Annotated in this window: 16 protein-coding genes; 5 read left to right on the top strand and 11 right to left on the bottom strand. The window is 72.2% G+C overall.

The features are described 5' to 3' along the window. Nucleotides 1–65: 65 nt before the first annotated feature. Both OG959_RS31775 and OG959_RS31770 read right to left on the bottom strand, forming a co-directional pair. Entirely contained in the window at nt 66–845 is a 780-nt protein-coding gene (locus tag OG959_RS31775) for an SDR family NAD(P)-dependent oxidoreductase (protein WP_326664028.1), read from the bottom strand. Beyond that, nucleotides 842–2,179: an enolase C-terminal domain-like protein gene (locus tag OG959_RS31770; protein WP_326664027.1), complete on the bottom strand. Its 1,338-nt coding sequence runs from the start codon at nt 2,177–2,179 to the stop codon at nt 842–844. Before OG959_RS31770 ends, OG959_RS31775 begins: the two co-directional genes overlap by 4 nt. A 258-nt stretch (nt 2,180–2,437) precedes the next feature. Between OG959_RS31770 and OG959_RS31765 the strand changes: the two genes are divergently transcribed. Further along, complete coding sequence (locus tag OG959_RS31765) at nt 2,438–3,487, top strand: PAC2 family protein (RefSeq protein WP_326664025.1); 1,050 nt, start codon at nt 2,438–2,440, stop codon at nt 3,485–3,487. 63 nt (nt 3,488–3,550) lie between these two features. On the opposite strand, the gene OG959_RS31760 is transcribed toward OG959_RS31765, so the two are convergent. From OG959_RS31760 to OG959_RS31740, 5 genes are all read right to left on the bottom strand, one after another. After that, nucleotides 3,551–6,601 carry an NPCBM/NEW2 domain-containing protein gene (locus tag OG959_RS31760; RefSeq protein ID WP_326664023.1) on the bottom strand — a complete coding sequence of 1,017 codons (3,051 nt, stop codon included), beginning with the start codon at nt 6,599–6,601 and terminating at the stop codon, nt 3,551–3,553. Between the two features lie 109 nt (nt 6,602–6,710). Further along, nucleotides 6,711–7,940, bottom strand: coding sequence for a cysteine--1-D-myo-inosityl 2-amino-2-deoxy-alpha-D-glucopyranoside ligase (mshC, locus tag OG959_RS31755; RefSeq protein ID WP_326664021.1), 1,230 nt, complete (start codon nt 7,938–7,940; stop codon nt 6,711–6,713). A gap of 138 nt (nt 7,941–8,078) precedes the next feature. Beyond that, nucleotides 8,079–8,918 (bottom strand): SCO1664 family protein, encoded by an 840-nt coding sequence (locus OG959_RS31750; RefSeq protein WP_326664020.1) that lies wholly within the window; start codon nt 8,916–8,918, stop codon nt 8,079–8,081. Then, complete coding sequence (locus tag OG959_RS31745; protein ID WP_020207450.1) at nt 8,882–9,472, bottom strand: DUF3090 domain-containing protein; 591 nt, start codon at nt 9,470–9,472, stop codon at nt 8,882–8,884. The genes OG959_RS31750 and OG959_RS31745 overlap by 37 nt, the downstream gene beginning before the upstream one ends. Nucleotides 9,473–9,579: 107 nt before the next feature. Then, nucleotides 9,580–10,293, bottom strand: coding sequence for a histidine phosphatase family protein (locus tag OG959_RS31740; protein ID WP_326664017.1), 714 nt, complete (start codon nt 10,291–10,293; stop codon nt 9,580–9,582). Nucleotides 10,294–10,360: 67 nt separating this feature from the next. Here OG959_RS31740 and corA point away from each other — a divergent pair, with 67 nt between their 5' ends. Continuing rightward, nucleotides 10,361–11,347 (top strand): magnesium/cobalt transporter CorA, encoded by a 987-nt coding sequence (gene corA / locus OG959_RS31735; RefSeq protein ID WP_326664015.1) that lies wholly within the window; start codon nt 10,361–10,363, stop codon nt 11,345–11,347. A gap of 27 nt (nt 11,348–11,374) precedes the next feature. On the opposite strand, the gene OG959_RS31730 is transcribed toward corA, so the two are convergent. Together OG959_RS31730 and OG959_RS31725 are read right to left on the bottom strand one after the other, a co-directional pair. Continuing rightward, nucleotides 11,375–12,163, bottom strand: a complete 789-nt coding sequence (locus OG959_RS31730; protein ID WP_326664013.1) for a ferritin-like domain-containing protein — start codon at nt 12,161–12,163, stop codon at nt 11,375–11,377. A gap of 456 nt (nt 12,164–12,619) precedes the next feature. Further along, nucleotides 12,620–13,669: an LLM class F420-dependent oxidoreductase gene (locus tag OG959_RS31725; protein WP_326664011.1), complete on the bottom strand. Its 1,050-nt coding sequence runs from the start codon at nt 13,667–13,669 to the stop codon at nt 12,620–12,622. A 140-nt stretch (nt 13,670–13,809) separates the two neighbouring features. Here OG959_RS31725 and OG959_RS31720 point away from each other — a divergent pair, with 140 nt between their 5' ends. Continuing rightward, nucleotides 13,810–14,793: an aldo/keto reductase gene (locus OG959_RS31720; RefSeq protein WP_326664010.1), complete on the top strand. Its 984-nt coding sequence runs from the start codon at nt 13,810–13,812 to the stop codon at nt 14,791–14,793. After that, nucleotides 14,790–17,048, top strand: coding sequence for a helix-hairpin-helix domain-containing protein (locus OG959_RS31715; protein ID WP_326664009.1), 2,259 nt, complete (start codon nt 14,790–14,792; stop codon nt 17,046–17,048). Before OG959_RS31720 ends, OG959_RS31715 begins: the two co-directional genes overlap by 4 nt. Nucleotides 17,049–17,132: 84 nt before the next feature. Here OG959_RS31715 and OG959_RS31710 read toward each other — a convergent pair whose 3' ends face one another. Then, entirely contained in the window at nt 17,133–17,792 is a 660-nt protein-coding gene (locus tag OG959_RS31710; RefSeq protein WP_326664008.1) for a hypothetical protein, read from the bottom strand. 47 nt (nt 17,793–17,839) lie between these two features. On the opposite strand from OG959_RS31710, the gene OG959_RS31705 reads away from it, so the two are divergent. Further along, a complete protein-coding gene (locus tag OG959_RS31705; RefSeq protein WP_136328229.1) occupies nt 17,840–18,028 on the top strand; it encodes a DUF5703 family protein in 189 nt (62 codons plus the stop codon). A 60-nt stretch (nt 18,029–18,088) separates the two neighbouring features. On the opposite strand, the gene OG959_RS31700 is transcribed toward OG959_RS31705, so the two are convergent. Further along, nucleotides 18,089–18,862, bottom strand: a complete 774-nt coding sequence (locus tag OG959_RS31700) for a chaplin (protein WP_326664004.1) — start codon at nt 18,860–18,862, stop codon at nt 18,089–18,091. Nucleotides 18,863–18,956: the final 94 nt, after the last annotated feature.

Raw genomic sequence — 18,956 nt, 5'->3', positions numbered from 1 at the left:
ACAGGTGGTGCGGATGCTGTGAGAAGTGCGGTCCCGACCGTCCCGTCCGGACCGCACGTCCCGGGTCAGCTGTCGGCGGGGCGCAGGCGCAGGCCCTGCATTCCGCCGTCGACGGCCAGGGCCGTGCCCGTCACGGAGGCCGCGGCGGGGCTGGCGAGGTAGAGGATCGCGGCGGCCACCTCGTCGGCGGAGACCAGCCGCCCCAGCGGCTGCCGGGCGTTGAGGGCCGCGCGTTCGGCGGCCGGGTCGTCCGCCTGGCCGAGCAGCCGGCCGATCCACGGGGTGTCCGCGGTGCCCGGGTTGACGCAGTTGACGCGGACGCCCTCGCGGACGTGGTCGGCGGCCATGGCCAGCGTCAGGGACAGGACGGCGCCCTTGCTCGCGCTGTACAGGGCACGCTGGGGCAGCCCCGCGGTCGCGGCGATCGAGCAGGTCTGGGTGATCGATACGGCGCCGGGGCGCTCGGCGGCGGCGCCGCGCAGGTGCGGCAGCGCGTGCCGTGCGGTGCGGACCATGCCGAGGACGTTGATGTCCAGGACCCGGGCCCACTCGTCGTCGTCGTTGTCCTCGACGCTGCCGATGGAGCCGATGCCCGCGTTGGACACGAGCGTGTGCAGGGATCCCAGTTCGGCGGCGGCCCGGTCGACGGCCGCGCGTACGGCGGCGTCGTCGGTGACGTCCGCCTTGACGGCAAGGGTCCCCTCGGGTGCCCCCGCGGTCTCCCGGTCGAGTACCGCGACGCGTGCCCCGCGCTCCAGCAGCATGGTCGCGACGGCGGCCCCGATACCGGAGGCGCCGCCCGTCACGAGAGCGTTCATCCCCTCGAAGTCGCGTGTGCCGGTCATCGGCTGTCCTCCTCGTTGATGCGGCGGGCCTGCCATACGGGGCCCTCCGGGTAGCGGTGTGCGGCGATCGACTCGGGGTGCATCCGGGCGGAGAAGCCCGGTGCCGCCGGAGCGGTGTAGCGACCGGACTCGATCACGGTGGGGTCGACGAAGTGTTCGTGGAGGTGGTCGACGTACTCGATCACCCGGTCCTCCCAGGTGCCGGAGACCGCCACGTAGTCGAACATCGAGAGGTGCTGGACCAGCTCGCACAGTCCGACGCCCCCCGCGTGCGGGCAGACGGGCACGCCGAACTTGGCGGCGAGCAGCAGGATCGCCAGGTTCTCGTTGACACCGGCGACGCGGGCCGCGTCGATCTGGACGAAGTCGACGGCGCCGGCCTGGAGCAGCTGCTTGAACACGACGCGGTTGGCGACGTGTTCACCGGTGGCGACCTTGACCGGCTGGCCGGCCCGCACGGCGGCGTGGCCGAGGATGTCGTCGGGGCTGGTCGGCTCCTCGATCCAGTGCGGGTCGTACGGCGCGAGCGCGGTCATCCACTCCACCGCGTCGGCGACGTCCCAGCGCTGGTTGGCGTCGACGGCGATCCGTACACCGGTGCCGACGGCGTCCCGGGCGAGGGCGAGCCTGCGGACGTCGTCGGCGACATCACCGCCGACCTTCAGCTTGATCTGGGTGAAGCCGTCGGCGACGGCCTCCTTCGCCAGCCGCACCAGTTTGTCGTCGGAGTAGCCGAGCCAGCCCGGCGAGGTGGTGTACGCCGGGTACCCCTCGGAACGCAACCGCTCCATGCGCTCGGCCCGGCCCGGCTCGGCGGCGCGCAGGATCGCGAGCGCCTCCTCGGGGGTGAGGGCGTCGGTGAGGTACCGGAAGTCGACGAGGGAGACGAGCTCCTCGGGCGTCATCCCGGCCAGGAACTGCCAGACGGGTCTGCCCGCGTATTTGGCCGCCAGGTCCCAGGCCGCGTTGAGCACCGCGCCGGCCGCCATGTGCATCACGCCCTTCTCGGGTCCCAGCCAGCGCAGTTGGGAGTCGTGCGTGAGGTCCCGGTACAGCTCGCCGAGGTCGGCCGCGGTACGGGGTACCGGCCGTCCGGTCAGATAGGGCCGCAGCGCCTCGATGGCGGCCGCCATCACCTCGTTGCCGCGCCCGATGGTGAAACAGAAGCCATGCCCCTCGATGCCGCCGCCGTCACCGTCCGCTCCGTCGGTACGCAGCACGACATAGGCGGCCGAGTAGTCGGGATCCGGGTTCATGGCGTCCGAACCGTCCAGTTGTTCCGAGGTCGGAAAACGGATGTCGTGGACCTCGAAGTCCGTGACGGTCTGACTCATGTGCGCCCCCAGGGGAAATAACATCGGACCTCTGCTCTGGTCATCCGATGTATAGCGTCCTGAAGGCCCCAACGTCCAGAGTCGAGGGGAAACTGACCCCACACAGCTCGGATGTATAGCTGCACCGATGCCTCGCTGCAGCCGATGACGCGTCCCGCGTCGGCCGGGTTCGCCCCACCGTGCGCAAGGGCTGCGGCGGGAGTGGCCGGAAGCCGTAAGGTTGTTCCGTACGCAAGGGAACTTCGGAAGGAGGCCTGGGTGATCGAGCTCGAGGGGGTTCCCGAGCTGATCGACCCGGTCATGGTGGCCGCGTTCGAGGGGTGGAACGACGCAGGTGACGCCGCCTCCACGGCGGTCGCGCATCTGGACCGGGAATGGAAGGGCGAGGTGTTCGCGGCGCTGGACGCCGAGGACTACTACGACTTCCAGGTCAACCGCCCGACGGTCTTTCTGGACGGCGGGGTGCGCAAGATCACCTGGCCGACCACCCGGCTCTCCGTGGTCCGTATCGGCGGCGACAAGCCCCGCGATCTCGTCCTGGTCCGGGGCATCGAGCCGTCGATGCGCTGGCGCTCGTTCTGCAACGAGATCCTGGGATTCGCCCATGAACTGGGCGTCGAGATGGTGGTGGTGCTCGGTGCGCTGCTCGGCGACACCCCGCACACCCGGCCGGTGCCGGTCAGCGGAGTCACGTCCGACCCGGATCTGGCGCGGACCATGGACCTGGAAGAGACCAAGTACGAGGGGCCGACCGGCATCGTCGGCATCCTCCAGGAGGCGTGCACGCACGCGGGTGTGCCGGCGGTGAGCCTGTGGGCGGCGGTGCCGCACTACGTCTCGCAGCCGCCCAACCCGAAGGCCACCCTGGCGCTGCTGAACCGCCTGGAGGACCTCATCGGGCTGCGCATCCCGCTGGGTGAACTGCCCGAGGACGCACGTGCCTGGCAGCTCGGGGTCGACCAACTGGCCTCCGAGGACAGCGAGGTGGCGGAGTACGTGCAGACGCTGGAGGAGGCCCGGGACACCGCGGAGCTGCCCGAGGCGAGCGGTGAGGCCATCGCCCGGGAGTTCGAGCGCTATCTGCGGCGCCGGGACCCGGGCCCCGGCCAGGCTCCGGGCGGGCACGCCACGGAGAGCGGTGACGGCTCGTATCTGCGGGACCCGTCGAGCGGCCGGACCAGGCCGCCGAAGCCGCCCAGGCCGGAGACCGGCCCCGGGAAGGGGTCCCCTCCGGCCGGCGGCTCCGCGGGCAGCGGGCCACCGGAGGATTCGTCGGAGGACTCGTCGGACGACTCCTCGGAGGACTGATCCGGGCAGCGTGGAGCCGGGCAGGTGCGTACCCGCCCGGCTCCCCCGCGTCGCTGCCGGCATTCAGGAGCAGACGAAGCGCGCCGCGCCCCAGTCCCCGTGGTCGCCGGTCTTGGACCCGTTGGTGTCCGTGACCCTCAGACGCACATGCCGCGCGCCGTCGAGCGGCACATCGACCGGCACCGCCGCCGAGGCCCCCGTCACCTTCGGCGAGGTCCACAGCACCTTGCCGTCCGCCTCGACGGAGAACGCCACTTCGCCGTAGCCGTTGATCTCGTCGTCGATCCCGGCGTCGGCGGTGAACTTCGAGCACTGTCCGCCGAGATAGACCTCGATGTCGGAGTCGGCGTGGGTGCCGATCCCCTTCTCGTACACCTTTCCGGCCAGGGTCAGCGGGTGTCCGTCGGCCGCGCCCGACTCGCCGTTGCTGCGGTCGCGCTCCGCGGGTCCGTACCCGTTGGCGGAGGTCAGCCACTCGAGGTCGCTCGCCCACACCTCGCCGGTGGGCGGCGCCGGCATCACGGCGGTGGCGAAGCGCTGGACGGCCGTGCGGGACTCGCCCGCCGACCGGTAGCGCGTGAGCGCGGTGATCCGGGCCTCCCCCGCCTCGGCGTCCTGTGCCGGGGTGACCTTCACCTCGACCCGCCGGGTGGTGCCCGCCGGAATCCGGTCCACCGCCGCGGCCGGCGTGGTCTGCCAGCCGTCGGGCACGTCGAGCGAGACCACGGCGTCCGTCACGTCGGCCGTGCCCGCGGTGACGTCGACGGCCACGGTGCTCGCGGCACCGGCGCCGGTCTCCTGCCCCTGCGGAGCGGAGAGGACCGCGCTCGCGGCGGTGTCGCGCCCGCCGACCGCGCTGGTGTTCTCCAGCCTCACGGAGAACTTCTTGCCCGTGGACAGCGGGGCGGTCCTGATCTTCACCACGCCGCCGCGGTCGTCGCGGTCGTACCACCAGCCCTGCTTCGCCGAGGCGTACGCGGCGGCCGAGTCCAGCCGGGGCAGCTTGCCGGCGAGCTTCACGGCGCTCGGCGCGGAGCCGGTGTGCACGCTGAACTCGTACGGGCGGCTGCTCTGCTTGCCCTCGAACTTCCCCTTGCTCTCACCGATGTTGACGGTGACGTCACCCGCGCCCCCGGCCGGTGCGCGGACCTCGGCCGTCTGGGTGGCGTACGCGCCGTCGCGGTGCTGCCGGGTCACACCGTCGTCCTCGTACAGCGTGAAGGACGAACGGCCCTGCGGGTAGATGTCCCAGGCGAGCGGGGAGGTGGCCGTGCGGTCCTTGTACGAGCGGATGCCGGGCCACATCGGCACACTGGCACCGCCCTTGACGAACAGCGGCAGTGTGTCGAGCGGGGCGTCGTAGTCGTCGACCGTGACCGGTCCCTCGTACGTCCGGCCGCTCCAGTAGTCGGTCCAGGTGCCCTTCGGCAGGTAGATGCCGTCGCGCTCGGTGCTGTCCTCGTAGACCGGGGCGACGAGGAAGTCCTCGCCGGACATGAACTCGTACTTCGCGGCCTCCGTCGCGGCCTTCGGGTCGTCCGGGTACTCCAGCACCAGCGGGCGGACCATGCCGACACCGGTCTTCGTGGCCTCGTGGGCGTAGGAGTACTGGTAGGGCAGCAGCGACTCCTTGAGCTTGAGGTAGTCGCGGTTGACGGAGGTGTACGGCTCTCCGTACCGGAAGGGCTGCTTGTCGCTGGCCGCCCATCCGTCCATGGTCATCGTCGTGCCCAGGAACATCTTCCACTGGAGGTCGCGGGTGTACGTCTTGGCGCTGCCGCCGAAGATGCCGTCGACGTCGCCCGTGGTGTAGGCGAGGCCGGACATCGTGGCGCCCGCGTAGGTCGGGATCTGCCAGCGGATGTAGTCCCAGGTGCCGTACTGGTCGCCGGACCACTGGACACCGCAGCGCTGCGCGCCCGACCAGCTCTCGGGGGCGTACGTGAAGCCGCGGGCGTCGCTGTTGTCCTCGATGCCCTTGTAGGCGTCCTTGCAGCCGTCGAGGGCGAACTTGTAGCCCTCGCCGATCCAGGCGACGTCGAGCTTGGCGACGCGCTGGCCGGCCTTGACCTGCTCGGCGATCTTCTCGATGCCGTCCTGGGTCCACAGCCCGAGCTGCATGTCGCGGTCCTGGAGGCCCTGCGCGGTCTCGGCGAGGTCCTCGTGACCGCAGCCGTAGCCGTCGTTGACGAGCATCCAGCCGTTCGGCATGTCGTTCTCGACGTAGCCGTCGGCGACCTTCAGGGCGTCCAGGGTGTGGCGCTCACCGCGGTTGGCGTTGTGCAGGTAGCAGTCGGCGTCGCCGATCTCCAGCCCGTACACCGGAGGCAGGAAGGGCTTGCCGGTCAGCTTCGTGTACTGGCCGATGACGTCCTTGGCGCTGTCACCCGCGAAGTAGTAGGCGTCGAAGCGCCGTTCCTGCTCGGTGGTGGTCACCGGGTCGGTGAAGGCGTAGGTGCCCGGTGAGAAGGTGTTGCGGAAGACGCCGTAGCCGGCCGACGAGAGGTAGAACGGCACCGAGTTGGGGTGCCCGCCGTCGTCCCAGTTGTAGTCGACGCCGACCTCGACGGTCTTGTCCCGGTGGGAGGTGTTGCCCCGCCCGTTCTGCATGCCGGCACCGTAGAACTGCTCGTCGGCGCCGCGGGCCAGGGTCTGGGTGGTCTTCTCGCCGTCCCAGCTCAGCCCCTTCGCCTCGGACCAGACCTGGCTGCCGTCGGCCCGGTACAGGGCGAACCGCAGAGGCGACTTGTAGACACGCAGCGTGACGTCGCCCGTGGAGAGGTCGTAGCGGTCGCCGCGCTCCTTCCACCGGGTGCGGGGAGGTGTGCCCTGCGGCAGGACGATGGCATCGCCCGCGGGGTCCTCGAACGTGCCGTCCGGGGCGAGTTCGATCCGGAAGGTCTCCTCGGACACGAAGCTGACGCGGGCCTTCGCGGCCCCCGCGGTCAGCCGGTACACCGGCCCGTCCGCGGTGAAGCCGGTGAGGTCGCCGACCGTCGTGCCGGCGGGTTCGGCCGGGTCCGCCGCCTGTGCGCTGCCCGGTCCCGAGACCGCGGCGAGCAGGCCCAGCAGCGCTGCAACTACTGCCCCTCTGATGCGCGTTGATGATTGCATAGAGCGCTTTTAGCGCAGCACCGAGCATTTGACCATGGACAAAACGGAACCGGCCCCGAACTTCATCAAGAAGTTCGGGGCCGGTGAACGAACGTCGTACGGCAGGCAGTTACAGCGCGACACCGAGCAGGGCGTCGACGGTGCGCGAGACGAGTCCCGGCGCTCCCTCGTCCGTCCCGCCCTCGGCGGTCTGCCGCTCGGCCCAGCGGTCCACGGCGGCCAGGGCGGCCGGGGCGTCCAGGTCGTCGGCGAGGGCCGCGCGAACCTCCTCGACCAGGGCGTCGGCGGACAGCCCGTCGGGCCGGGAGACGGCGGCGCGCCACCGGGCGAGCCGTGCCACGGCATCGGCGAGCACCTGGTCGGTCCACTCCCAGTCGGAGCGGTAGTGGTGCGAGAGCAGCGCCAGGCGGATCGCCGCCGGGTCCACGCCGTCGCGGCGCAGCACCGAGACGAACACCAGGTTGCCCCGGGACTTGGACATCTTCTCGCCGTCCAGGGCGACCATGCCGGCGTGCACGTACGCCTGGGCGAACGGGTGCTCGCCGGTCAGCACCTGGGCGTGCGAGGCGCCCATCTCGTGGTGCGGGAAGGCGAGGTCGGAGCCGCCTCCCTGGATGTCGAAGCCCATGCCGAGGTGGTCCAGGGCGATGGCCACGCACTCGATGTGCCAGCCGGGCCGGCCGGCGCCGAGCGAAGCGCCGTCCCAGCTCGGCTCGCCCGCGCGTGCGGCCATCCAGAGCATCGGGTCGAGCGGGTTCTTCTTGCCCGGGCGGTCCGGGTCGCCTCCGCGCTCGGCGGAGAGCAGCCGCATCGCTTCGGCGTCGAGGTTGGATACCTCGCCGAAGTGCGGGTCGGTGTCGACGGAGAAGTACACATCGCCGTCGAGTTCGTAGGCGGCGCCCGCGTCCCGGAGCCGTTCGACGAGCGGCACGATGCCGGGTATCGCCTCGACGGCTCCGATGTAGTGCTGCGGCGGGAGCATGCGCAGGGCAGTCATGTCCTCACGGAACAGGGCCGTCTCGCGCTCGGCGAGCTCGGTCCAGTCCTGTCCGTCGCGCACGGCCCGCTCCAGCAACGGGTCGTCCACGTCGGTCACGTTCTGGACATAGTGAACCTGCCGCTTGGTGTCGAGCCACACGCGCTGAACGAGGTCGAACGCGTTGTAGGTCGCCGCATGACCCATGTGGGTCGCGTCGTACGGCGTGATGCCGCAGACATAGATGCGGGCGACGGGACCGGGGTCAAGGGTGATCCGTCCGCCGGTCGCGGTGTCGTGGATCCGAAGGTCGCGGCCCTTGCCAGGCAGGGCGGGGACCTCAGAAGCGGGCCAGGCATGCATGCCACGAGCGTAACCGGACGCGGCTTCCGGATACGAACCGGAGGGGGGATCCTGACCGAAGAGGCACTCTTGCACCCCGGCCCGGAAGGTGCATGCCCCGGTGGTTCCCGGGGCCCCGCAGCGGTCACCGGGGCTTGGTCACACCGGTGGCCACGGGATGGCGGGCCACTCGCCGCTCGGCTCGCGGTGCAGCCCCGTACCCCGCAACGCCGCCACACGGGCCCTCAGGGCCTCGATCTCCGCGACGGTGATCAGTTCCCCCAGCCGGGTGACCAGCGCGGCCCCCGGCTCCAGTTCCGCGGCCAGCCGGTCCAGCACCTCGACGGCCTCCGCCGGCAGCGGCTCGCCCGCCCAGCCCCACAGCAGCGTGCGCAGCTTGTCGTCCGCGTTGAAGGTCACACCGTGATCGATGCCGTACAGCCGGCCGTCGGGTCCGGGCAGCAGGTGGCCGCCCTTGCGGTCACCGTTGTTGATCACGGCGTCGAGCACCGCGAGCCTGCGCAGCCGGGGATCGTCCGCGTGGACCAGCAGCGCCGTCCTTCCCTCCGCCACCTCGGCGAGGACCACGGGCTTCCAGCCCTCGCCCGGCTCCTCGTCCTCGACCAGCGCGAGGAGGCCGGGGGCGTCCTCGTCCTGGGGCGCCGCCTCGATCCAGAGCTGGCACATGCCCTGGCCGTACGGCCCGTCCCGCAGCACGGTCGGGGGCACCAGGCCCCACCCCGTCGCCTCGGACACCTCGTAGGCGGCCACCTCGCGCTGGGCGAGGGTGCCGTCGGGGAAGTCCCACAGGGGCTGCTCGCCGGCCACCGGCTTGTAGACGCAGTGCGCCTGTTCGCCCTCGTACGCGACCGAGCAGTAGAGCACCGCGTTGGAGGCCCCGCGGACCTGTCCGAGGACCGTGAGCCGCCCCTTGCCGAGCAGGGTGATCAGCCCCTCGTCGCTCAGGCGCCGCGACGGTATCCGTTCTGGCGCGGGCATACGTGTCCTTCCGGATCGAGGGGCAGGCTGCACAGCGGGCACGGGGGGCGTCCGGCGTTGACGACGTCCAGGGCGCGTTTGGCGAAGGCCCTGGCCTGGGCGCCGCTGAGCCGGACCCGGAGCATCGGCGGGCCGTTCTCCTCGTCCTGGAGCAGCCGCTCCTCGGCCTCCGCGAGGTCCTCGACGGAGTCCGCGTCCAGCTCGACCAGGGCCTGCGCCTCGACGATCATGCGCTGTTCCTCGCCGTCCCAGGCGAGCGCCATGGTGCCGACCCGGAACTCCTCCTCGACGGGGACGTCGAGCGGGGCGGTGTCGGTGACGTCCATCGGGGCCACGGCCGGCACCGGCGAGTTCCCGCCGGTGCGCCGCACCACTTCGTCGAGCAGTTCGTCGACCCGCTCGGCGAGCGCGGCGACTTGGGTCTTCTCCAGGGCAACGCTGGTGACACGTCCGCCTGAGGATGCCTGCAGGAAGAACGTACGACGTCCAGGCAGCCCGACCGTGCCGGCCACGAAACGGTCCGGGGGGTCGTAGAGGAACACCTGACGGGACACGTCCTGTCTCCCTTGAAATTGACGGCATATGAGGGTCGGCCGGGCCGGGCCGGGAGAGTCCCCCCGGAAAGGCGTCTACGGCGCGTCCACCCTACTGCGCGGAGCGATCACGGTGCCCCAGCGCCGCCCCCGACCGCCGCGTCCTCCTCGCCGCCGCCCGTCCCGGCGCTCGCGTCGGGAGCCGGTTCGCGGGGCGCCAGGGAGTCCAGATCGCCGGTGTCGCCGAGGCGCAGCAGGAACGGGCGGAGCCTGGTGTAGCGGATCGCGGTGACGGAGCACGGGTCGGCGTGGACGCGCTGGAAGAGGTCCAGATGCATGCCGAGGGCGTCGGCGACGAGGGACTTGATGATGTCTCCGTGGGAGCACATGACGTAGACGGCGTTCTCACCGTGCTCCTCCTCGATCCTCGCGTTCCAGTCCCGTACCGCGTCGACGGCGCGTGCCTGCATCGCCCGCATCGATTCGCCGCCGGGGAACGCCGCGGCGGACGGATGCTGCTGGACGACCTTCATCAGCGGCTCGTCGGTGAGCTCGGCGAGCTTGCGCCCGGACCAGTCCCCGTAGTCGCACTCGCTGATCCGCTCCTCGGTGTGGAGCGTCAGTTCCGGCCGGGCGGCGAGCAGCGGCCCGAGGGTCTCGTGGCAGCGCTGCAGGGGGCTGCTGACGACGGCGGCGAGGGGCAGGGCGGCCAGCCGTGCGGGGAGCGCGGCGGCCTGCTCGATGCCGCGCTCGTCGAGTGCGACACCGGGGGTGCGGCCGGCGAGCACCCCGGACGTGTTGGCGGTGGAGCGTCCGTGGCGTACGAGGATCAGGGTCGGCATACGGGCCAGCGTAGGCCGACGCCCACGCGAAGGTGCGCCGGGGACCGGAGCAGGGAAGAATGCGCGCGTGATCGTGGACTGCGCCATTTACCGGGACGGACGCCGCACCGACGGACCCGCCGACTTCTCCGATGCCCTCGACGAGGCGCGGGCCAGCGGCGACGCGTTCCTGTGGATCGGCCTGCACGAGCCCACGGAGAAGGAGTTCGAGCTCGTGAGCAGCGAGTTCGGGCTGCATCCGCTGGCGGTGGAGGACGCCCTGGCGGCCCACCAGCGGCCGAAGCTGGAGGTGTACGACGACTCGCTGTTCGCGGTGATCAAGCCGATCGTCTACGAGCACGAGAGCGACACGGTCAGCGCGGACGAACTGATGGTGTTCATAGGCGATTCGTTCGTGGTGACGGTGCGGCACGGCGAGGGTGCGCCCCTGGCCGCGGTCCGCCGCCGTCTGGAGGCCGAGGCCGATGTGCTCAAGCACGGGCCCACGGCGGTCCTGTACGCGATCAGCGACGCGATCGTGGACCACTACATCGATGTCGCGGGTGAGCTCCAGGTCGACCTGGAGGAGCTGGAGACGCAGGTCTTCGCCCCGAGCGGAACGGGCGATTCCAAGAACACCGCCGCCCGCATCTACACCTTCAAGCGCCAGGTGCTGGAGTTCCGCCGGGCGACGGTCCCGCTGGCCGTGCCGATGGCCCGGCTGGCGAGCGCCGGGGTGCCGTTCGTCCACGAGCACTCGCAGCCGTTCTTCCGGGACGTCCAGGACCATCTGACGCGCGCCAACGAGCAGGTGGAGGGGCTGGACCGGCTGCTCTCGGACATCCTGTCGGCGCATCTCGCGCAGATGGGGGTGCGGCAGAACGACGACATGCGCAAGATCTCTGCCTGGGCGGCGATGGCAGCCGTGCCGACCATGGTCGCGGGGATCTACGGCATGAACTTCGAGCACATGCCCGAGTTGCGGTGGGTCTGGGCGTACCCGGCGGTCGTCCTGCTGATGGCGGGCGCGGTCATCGGCCTGTACCGCCAGTTCAAGCGCCGCGGCTGGCTCTGACGGCCGGCTGGGCGGACCCGCCCCGCCTCAGGCGAACTCTGGTGCCGGTACGGCCGGCCCGCCCAGTGCGTCCCGCCGCTCGGGGGGCACCAGGCTGACCATGCGCCGCCAGCCGAGGAGCCGCTCGTACGCGTGGACGGCGTGGATCCCGGCCGCCAGCACCGCGGCCTTCGCCCGGGACCACCCGAGGACGCGGCCCATGTGATCCATCACGGCCAGGCTGACGTCGCGGTAGACCCGGATCTCGGCGAGGGCGCACTCGCGCAGGATGTGCTGGATCGTCCGGCCGTGCCCGGCCGCGGCGAAGCGCAGGAGCTCCTCGTGGCAGTACGCGAGGTGGTTGTCCTCGTCGTTGGAGATCATCCTGACCGCACGGCCCAGGTCGGGGTGGTCGGCGAAGTGCTTGCGCAGCAGCCGCATCTGCTCGGAGGCGCGCTGTTCGGTGACCCGGCTGTGGGCGAGGTAGGTGATGATGTCGCGCTCGGTGAGCGGCTCCTCGCGCCCCAGCTGCTCGTGGGCGAGTCCGATGCCGTGCTTCTCCAGCAGCATCGTGTAGTCGGTCTCGTGCGGGACCGGGACCGCCGTCAGACCGCGCTTCCTCAGCAGGGCGTCGAAGATCCGCCCGTGCTTGTCCTCGTCGGCGCCGTGCCGGGCGATCTTCGGGGCGAGCGCGCGCTGGCTCGCGGGCACGAGCGCGGCGATGCGGCCGTTCTCCCAGCCGCCCTGGGACTCCCCGCTGGCAGCGATCGAGCAGAACAGCCGGAACGCGTCGTCGTCGTCGAGCATCTCCTGGAACAGGTTCTTTGCCGAGAGCATCACTGCCACCTCCGTGCCGGCGTCTGCCGAGCGCCAGTCAAATGCGCCCGGTCCCGACGGGCAACAGGAGCGCTCCCGCACTGGGCCGAACGGGGCACCGGCCCCGTCGCGGCCCCGCCGCTGGTGAACCGTTTCCGCACAGCCCCGTAACCCCACCGTCCCGCCCGCGTTGTTCCCGGTGACGGCCGTGGCGGGGAGGACCCCCGAGCCCCCACCACGGCCGTAGTGCTGCCCGTCGCGGAGACGGACGAAAGGCCCTAAGGGCTGTCCCGCGATTCCTGGCGGGCGCACGACGACAGCTACGGCACCTCTCCCCCGTAGCCTCAACGGCACGGGGGGGGGACCCCCTCCGTTGTCGAAACGCCCGAATACATCCAGTATGCGGGCGCCTCTCCGTCTTGCGATGCACCGCATCTGACGCCGCGCGCTGATCCACCAGGAATTGCGGGACAGCCCTTAGGCGAGCCCGGACCGCTCCAGCGCGTCCGTGCCGGCCCGCAGGGCGGCGAGCCGCTCGTCCAGCGTGAAGCCCGCGGGGGCCAGGGTCAGGGTCGTGACACCGGCTGCCGCGTAGGCCTGCATCCGGTCGGCGATCCGCTCCACCGATCCCAGCAGCGTGGTCTGGTCGATCAGCTGGTGGGGCACCGCGGCGGCGGCGCCGGCCTTGTCGCCGGACAGGTACTTCTCCTGGATCTCGGCGGCCTCCTTCTCGTACCCCATGCGCTGGGCGAGCTGGTTGTAGAAGTTCTGCTTGGGGCTGCCCATGCCGCCGACGTACAGCGCGGTGTACGGCCGGAACATGTCGGCGAGGCCCTTGATGTCGTCGCCCACGGCGAGCGGCAGTGTCGGGCAGACGTCGAAGCCGTCCATGGTCTTGCCGGCCTTCTCGCGCCCGGCCCGCAGGTACCGCATCGCGGTGTCTTCCAGATGGTCCGCGGACGGGAAGATCAGCAGGGCGCCGTCGGCGATCTCTCCGGTCTGTTCCAGGTTCTTCGGCCCGATCGCGGCGATGTAGAGCGGGATGTGCTCGCGCTCGGGGTGCACGGTCAGCTTGATCGGCTTGCCGGGACCGCCGGGCAGCGGGAGCGTCCAGTGCTGACCCTCGTACGAGAGCCGCTCCCGGGCCATCGCCTTGCGGACGATCTCGACGTACTCCCGGGTGCGGGCGAGCGGCTTGTCGAACTTGACGCCGTACCAGCCCTCCGAGACCTGCGGCCCGGACACCCCGAGGCCGAGGCGGAAGCGGCCGCCGGAGAGCGAGTCGAGCGTGGCCGCGGTCATGGCCGTCATGGCGGGCTGGCGGGCCGGGATCTGCATGATCGCGGAGCCGACGTCGATGGACTCCGTCTGCGCGGCGACCCAGGACAGCACCGTCGGCGCGTCGGAGCCGTACGCCTCGGCCGCCCAGCAGACGTCGTAGCCGAGCCGGTCGGCCTCCTGCGCGACGGCGAGGTTGTCGCCGTCCATTCCCGCGCCCCAGTAACCGAGATTGATGCCGAGCCGCATAGCCGCTCCCCTTACTGATCAGTAACGTCCCTGTGCTCCGGACTCTAGCGCGCGGGAAGGCGATACGGCAGGGGCCACCCGGGCCCCGGTTGTCCACAGGCCTGCCACGTGCGCGGCTCCGGCCAGTAACCTCAGCGCCCATGGAGCAGAGGCATCTCGGCCGCACCGGCCTTCGAGTGTCCCGGATCGGGCTCGGCACCCTCACCTGGGGCCGGGACACCGACGAGCACGACGCTGCCGAGCAGCTGAAGGCGTTCTGGGAGGTGGGCGGCACCCTGGTCGACACGGCGGACGTGTACGGCGGTGGCGAGGCCGAGTACCTGCTCGGGCAGCTCGTCGCCGGTCTGGTGCCGCGGCACGACCTGGTCATCGCGACCAAGGCCGGCAGCGTGGCCGATCCGTACCGCAGGTTCAACGGCTCGCGCGGGCATCTGCTGGCCGCCCTGGACGCCTCGCTGGCGCGGCTGGGCACGGACTACGTGGATCTGTGGCAGGTCCACGCCTTCGACCCCATGACTCCGCTGGACGAGACGCTCCAGGCGCTGGACATCGCGGTCTCCAGCGGGCGCGCCCGGTATGCGGGGGTGTCCAACTTCTGCGGCTGGCAGCTGGCGAAGGCCGCGACCTGGCAGCTCGCCTCGCCCGGGGTGCGGACCCGGCTGGCCAGTACGCAGATGGAGTACTCGCTCCTGCAACGGGGCGTGGAGCGCGAGGTGCTGCCGGCCGCGCTCGACCTCGGCGTGGGGCTGCTGCCGTCGTCCCCGCTGGGCCGGGGCGTGCTGACCGGCAAGTACCGCACGGGGACCCCGGCGGACTCCCGCGGCGCCTCCGAGCTGCTGGCCCCGTTCGTCGAGCCGTATCTCGACGACCCGGCGAGCCGCATCGTGCACGCCGTGGCGACGGCGGCCGACGGGCTGGCCACCACGGCCCTCCAGGTGGCCCTGGCCTGGGTACGGGACCGGCCGGGAGTGGTGGCCCCGATCATCGGCGCGCGCAACGCGCAGCAGCTCACGGAGGCATTGTCAGTGGAGACGCTTAGTCTTCCTGACGAGATCTGCCAGGCGCTCGACGACGTGTCGGCGCCCGTGCACCGCTATCCCGACCAGGACTGGAGCACGCTGTGACTGCGCTTCCCCGGGGGGAATCCCCCGGCCCCTCGGCCGCCGACGACGACAGCGTCGTCGCGGACGAGCCCGCCACCGCGCCCGCACCCGCCGAGCAGGCGGAGACCGCCCACGACGGTGCCGGTGAGGCGACGGCCGACGGACCCGGGGAGGAGCCGGACGTGTCCGCGCCCCAGGAGAACACCGCCGCGGACACGAGCACCGAGGGTGACGCCACCGCTGCCGCGGCACCCACCGAGGCCGAGGCGGAACTGGCCGCCCAGCGCGAACTGCGCGAGCGGATCGAGAAGCGCAAGGCCGAGAAGGAAGGGCCCATCGCCGCCGGTACGAAGCTGAGCGGCCCGGCGGCCGATCTGCTGGCGGCCGTGCGCGCCGTGGAGAGCGGCGAGAAGCCCGGCACCGCCTTCTTCGACTCCCCCGCCCCGCCCCCGGCCCGCCGGAGCGTCCCCGCACCGGCGCCGGTGCGCGCGCAGGCCCCCGAGCCCGTCCGCGTGTCCCGGGGCGCGTCGCCGGAGACCGTCGCCGCAGTGGCGGCCGTGCTGGCCCAGGGAGGGGCCCCGGAGGCGCTGGCGGCCCCCGCTGCCGCCGTCCTTGGCGCGCAGGCCGACGAGGCACTGCGGGAGGACCCGTGGCAGCTGCTGTCCCTGCCGGGTGTCGGCCCGGAGCAGGCCGACACCTTCGCCCGGGCCCTGCTGGACACCGGATGCGGACCCGACGACGAGCGGCGCACCGCGGCCCTCGTCGGCTGGCTGCTGGAACGGGCGGCGTTGCAGGGCCACACCGCCCTGGACGCGGAGGAGGTGCGCGCCGCGCTCGCCGCGCGGGCGGTGACCGACCCCGGAGCAGCGGTGCAGCACGCCATCGCGGAGGGCGTCGTCCTGGTCTTCCAGGACGGCCCGGAGGACGAGGACACGGACGGGGACACGGACGAGGAGAGCGAGGGCACGGACGCGGGCGACCAGGGCGCGGAACCGGCGGCGGAGCGGGAGCCGGTCCAGGTCCTCCTCGGCCTCGACCGGTACGCGCTGGCGGAGGAGAGCCTCGCCGACGGAATCGCCCGGCTGGTCAACGCCTGCGAGAAGGACGCCGACTGGGCGGAGGCCGCCGCGGCGGCCCCCTCCCCCTCGGCCACGGAGCTGATCCGCACCGCCGCGGCCCACGGCCTCGTCGCGCACACGGGCGGCGAGGCGGCGCGGGCCGAACCCGCCGCGCTGATCGCCGCCGCCGCGAGCCTCGGTCTGCGGGCCCTGGGCGCCACGCACAGCGTGGACGGCCGGCAGCGGCTGGCCGACGCGGTGGGCGACGCCTCGGCGGCCGTCACGCTCGCGGGGCTGCTCTCGGGCACGGAGGGCCCCGGACGGGACGAGGAGGGGGCGCTCGCTCTGGACCTGCTCGTCGTGCTGGACGCCCCGCAGCTGGACGTGGAGACCGGCGCGATGCTGGTGGAGTCCCTCGCCGACGGCACCCGTCTGGTGTTCAGCGGCGATCCCGGAGTGCTGGGGTCGGCCGGCGCGGGGCGGGTGTTCGCCGATGTGCTGGCGGCCCGCGCCTGCCCCCAGGTCGTCTCCCGCACCCCGGATCCCGGGCCGATCGGAGAGCTGGTCTCGGGCATCGGCATCGGGGAGCTGAACCAGGTGGAGGCGCCGGGCAAGGAGGTCGTGATCGTCCCCGTGCGGGACGCGGGCGAGGCCGTGCACCGCACGGTGCAGCTCGTCGCCGACTCCGTGCCGCGCGCCATCGGCGTGCCCTCCTCGGACACCCAGGTCATCACCGTCGGCCATGGCGGCTCGGCGGGCACCCGGGCGTTGAACGAGGCGCTCAAGCAGCGGCTGAACCCGGGCCCGGGCCGCTTCGGCGGTTTCGACCCCGGGGACCGGGTGGCCCACGTGCCCGCGCCGGGCAGGACCGTGCCCGGCGTGGTCGTCTCCGCCGACGCCGAGGGCCTGCATCTGGACTGCTCCGGGAGCCCCGTCGTCGTGCCGCAGGAGCGGGTCGCCGCCTCCGTCCGGCACGCCTGGGCGCTCAGTGCCCACCAGGCGGCGGGGATGCGGTGGCCCGCGGCCGTCGTCGTCCTGCCCGGTGACGCGGCTCAGGGGCTGAGCCGCCCCTGGGTCTACACCGCGTTCGGCCGGGGGGAGCGGCATCTGTCCGTGGTGCACGGTGTGGACCAGGCCCTGCCCCGCGCGGTGGCCCAGTCCCCCGCCCAGGACCGCACCACCCGGCTGCGGACGCTGCTGGAGGCGTCCGACGGCTGACGGATGACACGAAGGGCCGGGCGGACGCGTCGCGCGTCCGCCCGGCCCTTCGGCACTGCTCCGTCAGGGGCTGCGGGGAGGGGATCAGGTCCTGTCCCTCGTCAGGCCGTCCAGCTCCTCGTCCAGGTCGTCCTCGTCGAAGACCGCGCTGACGTCGAAGCGGCAGACCACCAGCTCCGGGTCCGCGTCGTCGAACGGGGCGCCGAGCCACTCCCCCGGCTCCGGCAGCTCGTCCGCGGCTGCGACCCAGAGCGTGGAGTCGCCCTCCTCCAGACCGAACTCCGTATGCCGGGAGGCGATCTCGTCCGCCTCGTACTCCCCGAAGAGCACCCCCAGCGCCGCGTGGACACTGCTGCCGACCACGGCCGCGCTCTCGCTGCCGCGGTCCTCGGGGTCCACGTCGGCGAGGCGCTGTGCCTGCGCGAGCAGCCGCTGCGGCTCCACCACCGCGTAGTCGCGGCGGATCAGCACGCTCACGGCGTTCGGCTCCTCCGGGCCGCTGTACGGCGGCAGGGAGTCCTCCACCCCCGGAATCTCGAACGGGGTGACCTCGTCATGGCGGTCGTAGAGGAGTTCGTCGTAGACCTCGGCCGCAGCGGCCAGTGCGTTGAACGCGTCGTAGACAGCGGGGTCGTCGTCCCCGGACCGGCGCTCGACCGCCGCGAGGTGGTGGTCGATCGCGGCTTTGACCGCATCGGCGGCGGCGCGTACCTCGGCAGCGGTGGGCTGCGCAGCATCAGACATAGGGCAGACGCTATCCGTACACGGGCTCTGCCCGCACAATAGATGCGATGCCGGAATACGAATTTGTCGATGTGTACGTGCCGCGCGGGGTGTCCCGGAAGGAGACGGCCCGCCTGTTGACCGACCATGCCGAGTACGGGCACTGGGAGTTGGACCGGCTGACGCTGCGCCTGGACGGCAGTCGCCGGGTGCGGCTGCGGCGGCGGATCATCCGCCAGCTGCGGGCCACCTGGTGAGACGGAAGGGGCCCCGCGTCGCCGCGGGGCCCCTTCCCTTCGCCTTGCTGACCGCTGCCGTCAGGCGGCGGCCTTGGCGCGGCGGTACAGCACCGTGCCCGCACCGGCCAGCAGCAGACCGGCGCCCGCCGGGACGAGCAGGTCGAGCCCGCCCGCTCCGGTGTGCGCGAGCTGCGGCGTACTCGCCGGCAGGGTCTGCGGTTCGGGCGCGTTCGGGATGGTGCGCGGTCCGGGCGTCGGCGGTGTCACGTGGGTGACGGGAGTCTCCGGGACGACCGGCGGCGTGCTGTCGTTCTCGCACGTGTTGCCCAGGGCCGGGTTGAGCAGGCCACCGATGGTGACGCTGTTCCCGCAGGCGTTCACGGGGATGTCGATGGGCACCTGGATCTGGTTCCCCGAGAGCAGACCGGGCGAGCCCTTCGCGGTCCCCTCGGCGGTGGCCCCTCCCCCGTTGTCGCTGCCGGCGGCCCGGTGCTTCCCGGTGCCCGCCCGCACCCCCTGACCGCGGTCGTCGGACGCCCGGCCGTTGTCCGAGGCGTGACTGCCCGAGGTCCCCGCGGTCGAACCGTGACGGCCGGCGGCCGCACCGTCCGAAGTGTTCGCGCAGGCGTTGCCCGCCGCCGGGTTGAGCAGCCCCACGACGTTCACGGAGTTGCCGCAGACGTTGACCGGTACCTCGACCGGGATCTGTACCGAATTCCCTGAAAGCACCCCCGGGGAATTCGATGCGCCGCCGGCCGCTCCCGCGTCGGCGTGCGCGTAACCGCCACTGAGCGCGAGAACGCCGCCCGCAGCCGCCATGGTGATCAGGCCTTTACGCGTGACCTGTCGCATAGGTTGTTTCCTGCCTTCTACCTTCCGGAATACCCCCGGACTTGACCGTGCGGGGGCAAAGGACCCGACGGCCCCGGAGCACATGGCGTGCGCT

The sequence above is a fragment of the Streptomyces sp. NBC_00385 genome (assembly GCF_035917155.1).
Lineage (GTDB): Bacteria > Actinomycetota > Actinomycetes > Streptomycetales > Streptomycetaceae > Streptomyces > Streptomyces poriferorum.
The sequence above is the reverse complement of the archived record's forward strand: the minus strand, read 5'-3'. Positions and strand labels throughout refer to the sequence as shown.

Bases quoted from the DNA above. Each gene is read 5' to 3' on its own strand.
- OG959_RS31775 (WP_326664028.1), bottom strand. From the start codon at position 845: ATGACCGGCACACGCGACTTCGAGGGGATGAACGCTCTCGTGACGGGC.
- OG959_RS31770 (WP_326664027.1), bottom strand. From the start codon at position 2,179: ATGAGTCAGACCGTCACGGACTTCGAGGTCCACGACATCCGTTTTCCG.
- OG959_RS31760 (WP_326664023.1), bottom strand. From the start codon at position 6,601: ATGCAATCATCAACGCGCATCAGAGGGGCAGTAGTTGCAGCGCTGCTG.
- mshC (WP_326664021.1), bottom strand. From the start codon at position 7,940: ATGCATGCCTGGCCCGCTTCTGAGGTCCCCGCCCTGCCTGGCAAGGGC.
- OG959_RS31750 (WP_326664020.1), bottom strand. From the start codon at position 8,918: ATGCCCGCGCCAGAACGGATACCGTCGCGGCGCCTGAGCGACGAGGGG.
- OG959_RS31740 (WP_326664017.1), bottom strand. From the start codon at position 10,293: ATGCCGACCCTGATCCTCGTACGCCACGGACGCTCCACCGCCAACACG.
- OG959_RS31730 (WP_326664013.1), bottom strand. From the start codon at position 12,163: ATGCTCTCGGCAAAGAACCTGTTCCAGGAGATGCTCGACGACGACGAC.
- OG959_RS31725 (WP_326664011.1), bottom strand. From the start codon at position 13,669: ATGCGGCTCGGCATCAATCTCGGTTACTGGGGCGCGGGAATGGACGGC.
- OG959_RS31720 (WP_326664010.1), top strand. From the start codon at position 13,810: ATGGAGCAGAGGCATCTCGGCCGCACCGGCCTTCGAGTGTCCCGGATC.
- OG959_RS31710 (WP_326664008.1), bottom strand. From the start codon at position 17,792: ATGTCTGATGCTGCGCAGCCCACCGCTGCCGAGGTACGCGCCGCCGCC.
- OG959_RS31705 (WP_136328229.1), top strand. From the start codon at position 17,840: ATGCCGGAATACGAATTTGTCGATGTGTACGTGCCGCGCGGGGTGTCC.
- OG959_RS31700 (WP_326664004.1), bottom strand. From the start codon at position 18,862: ATGCGACAGGTCACGCGTAAAGGCCTGATCACCATGGCGGCTGCGGGC.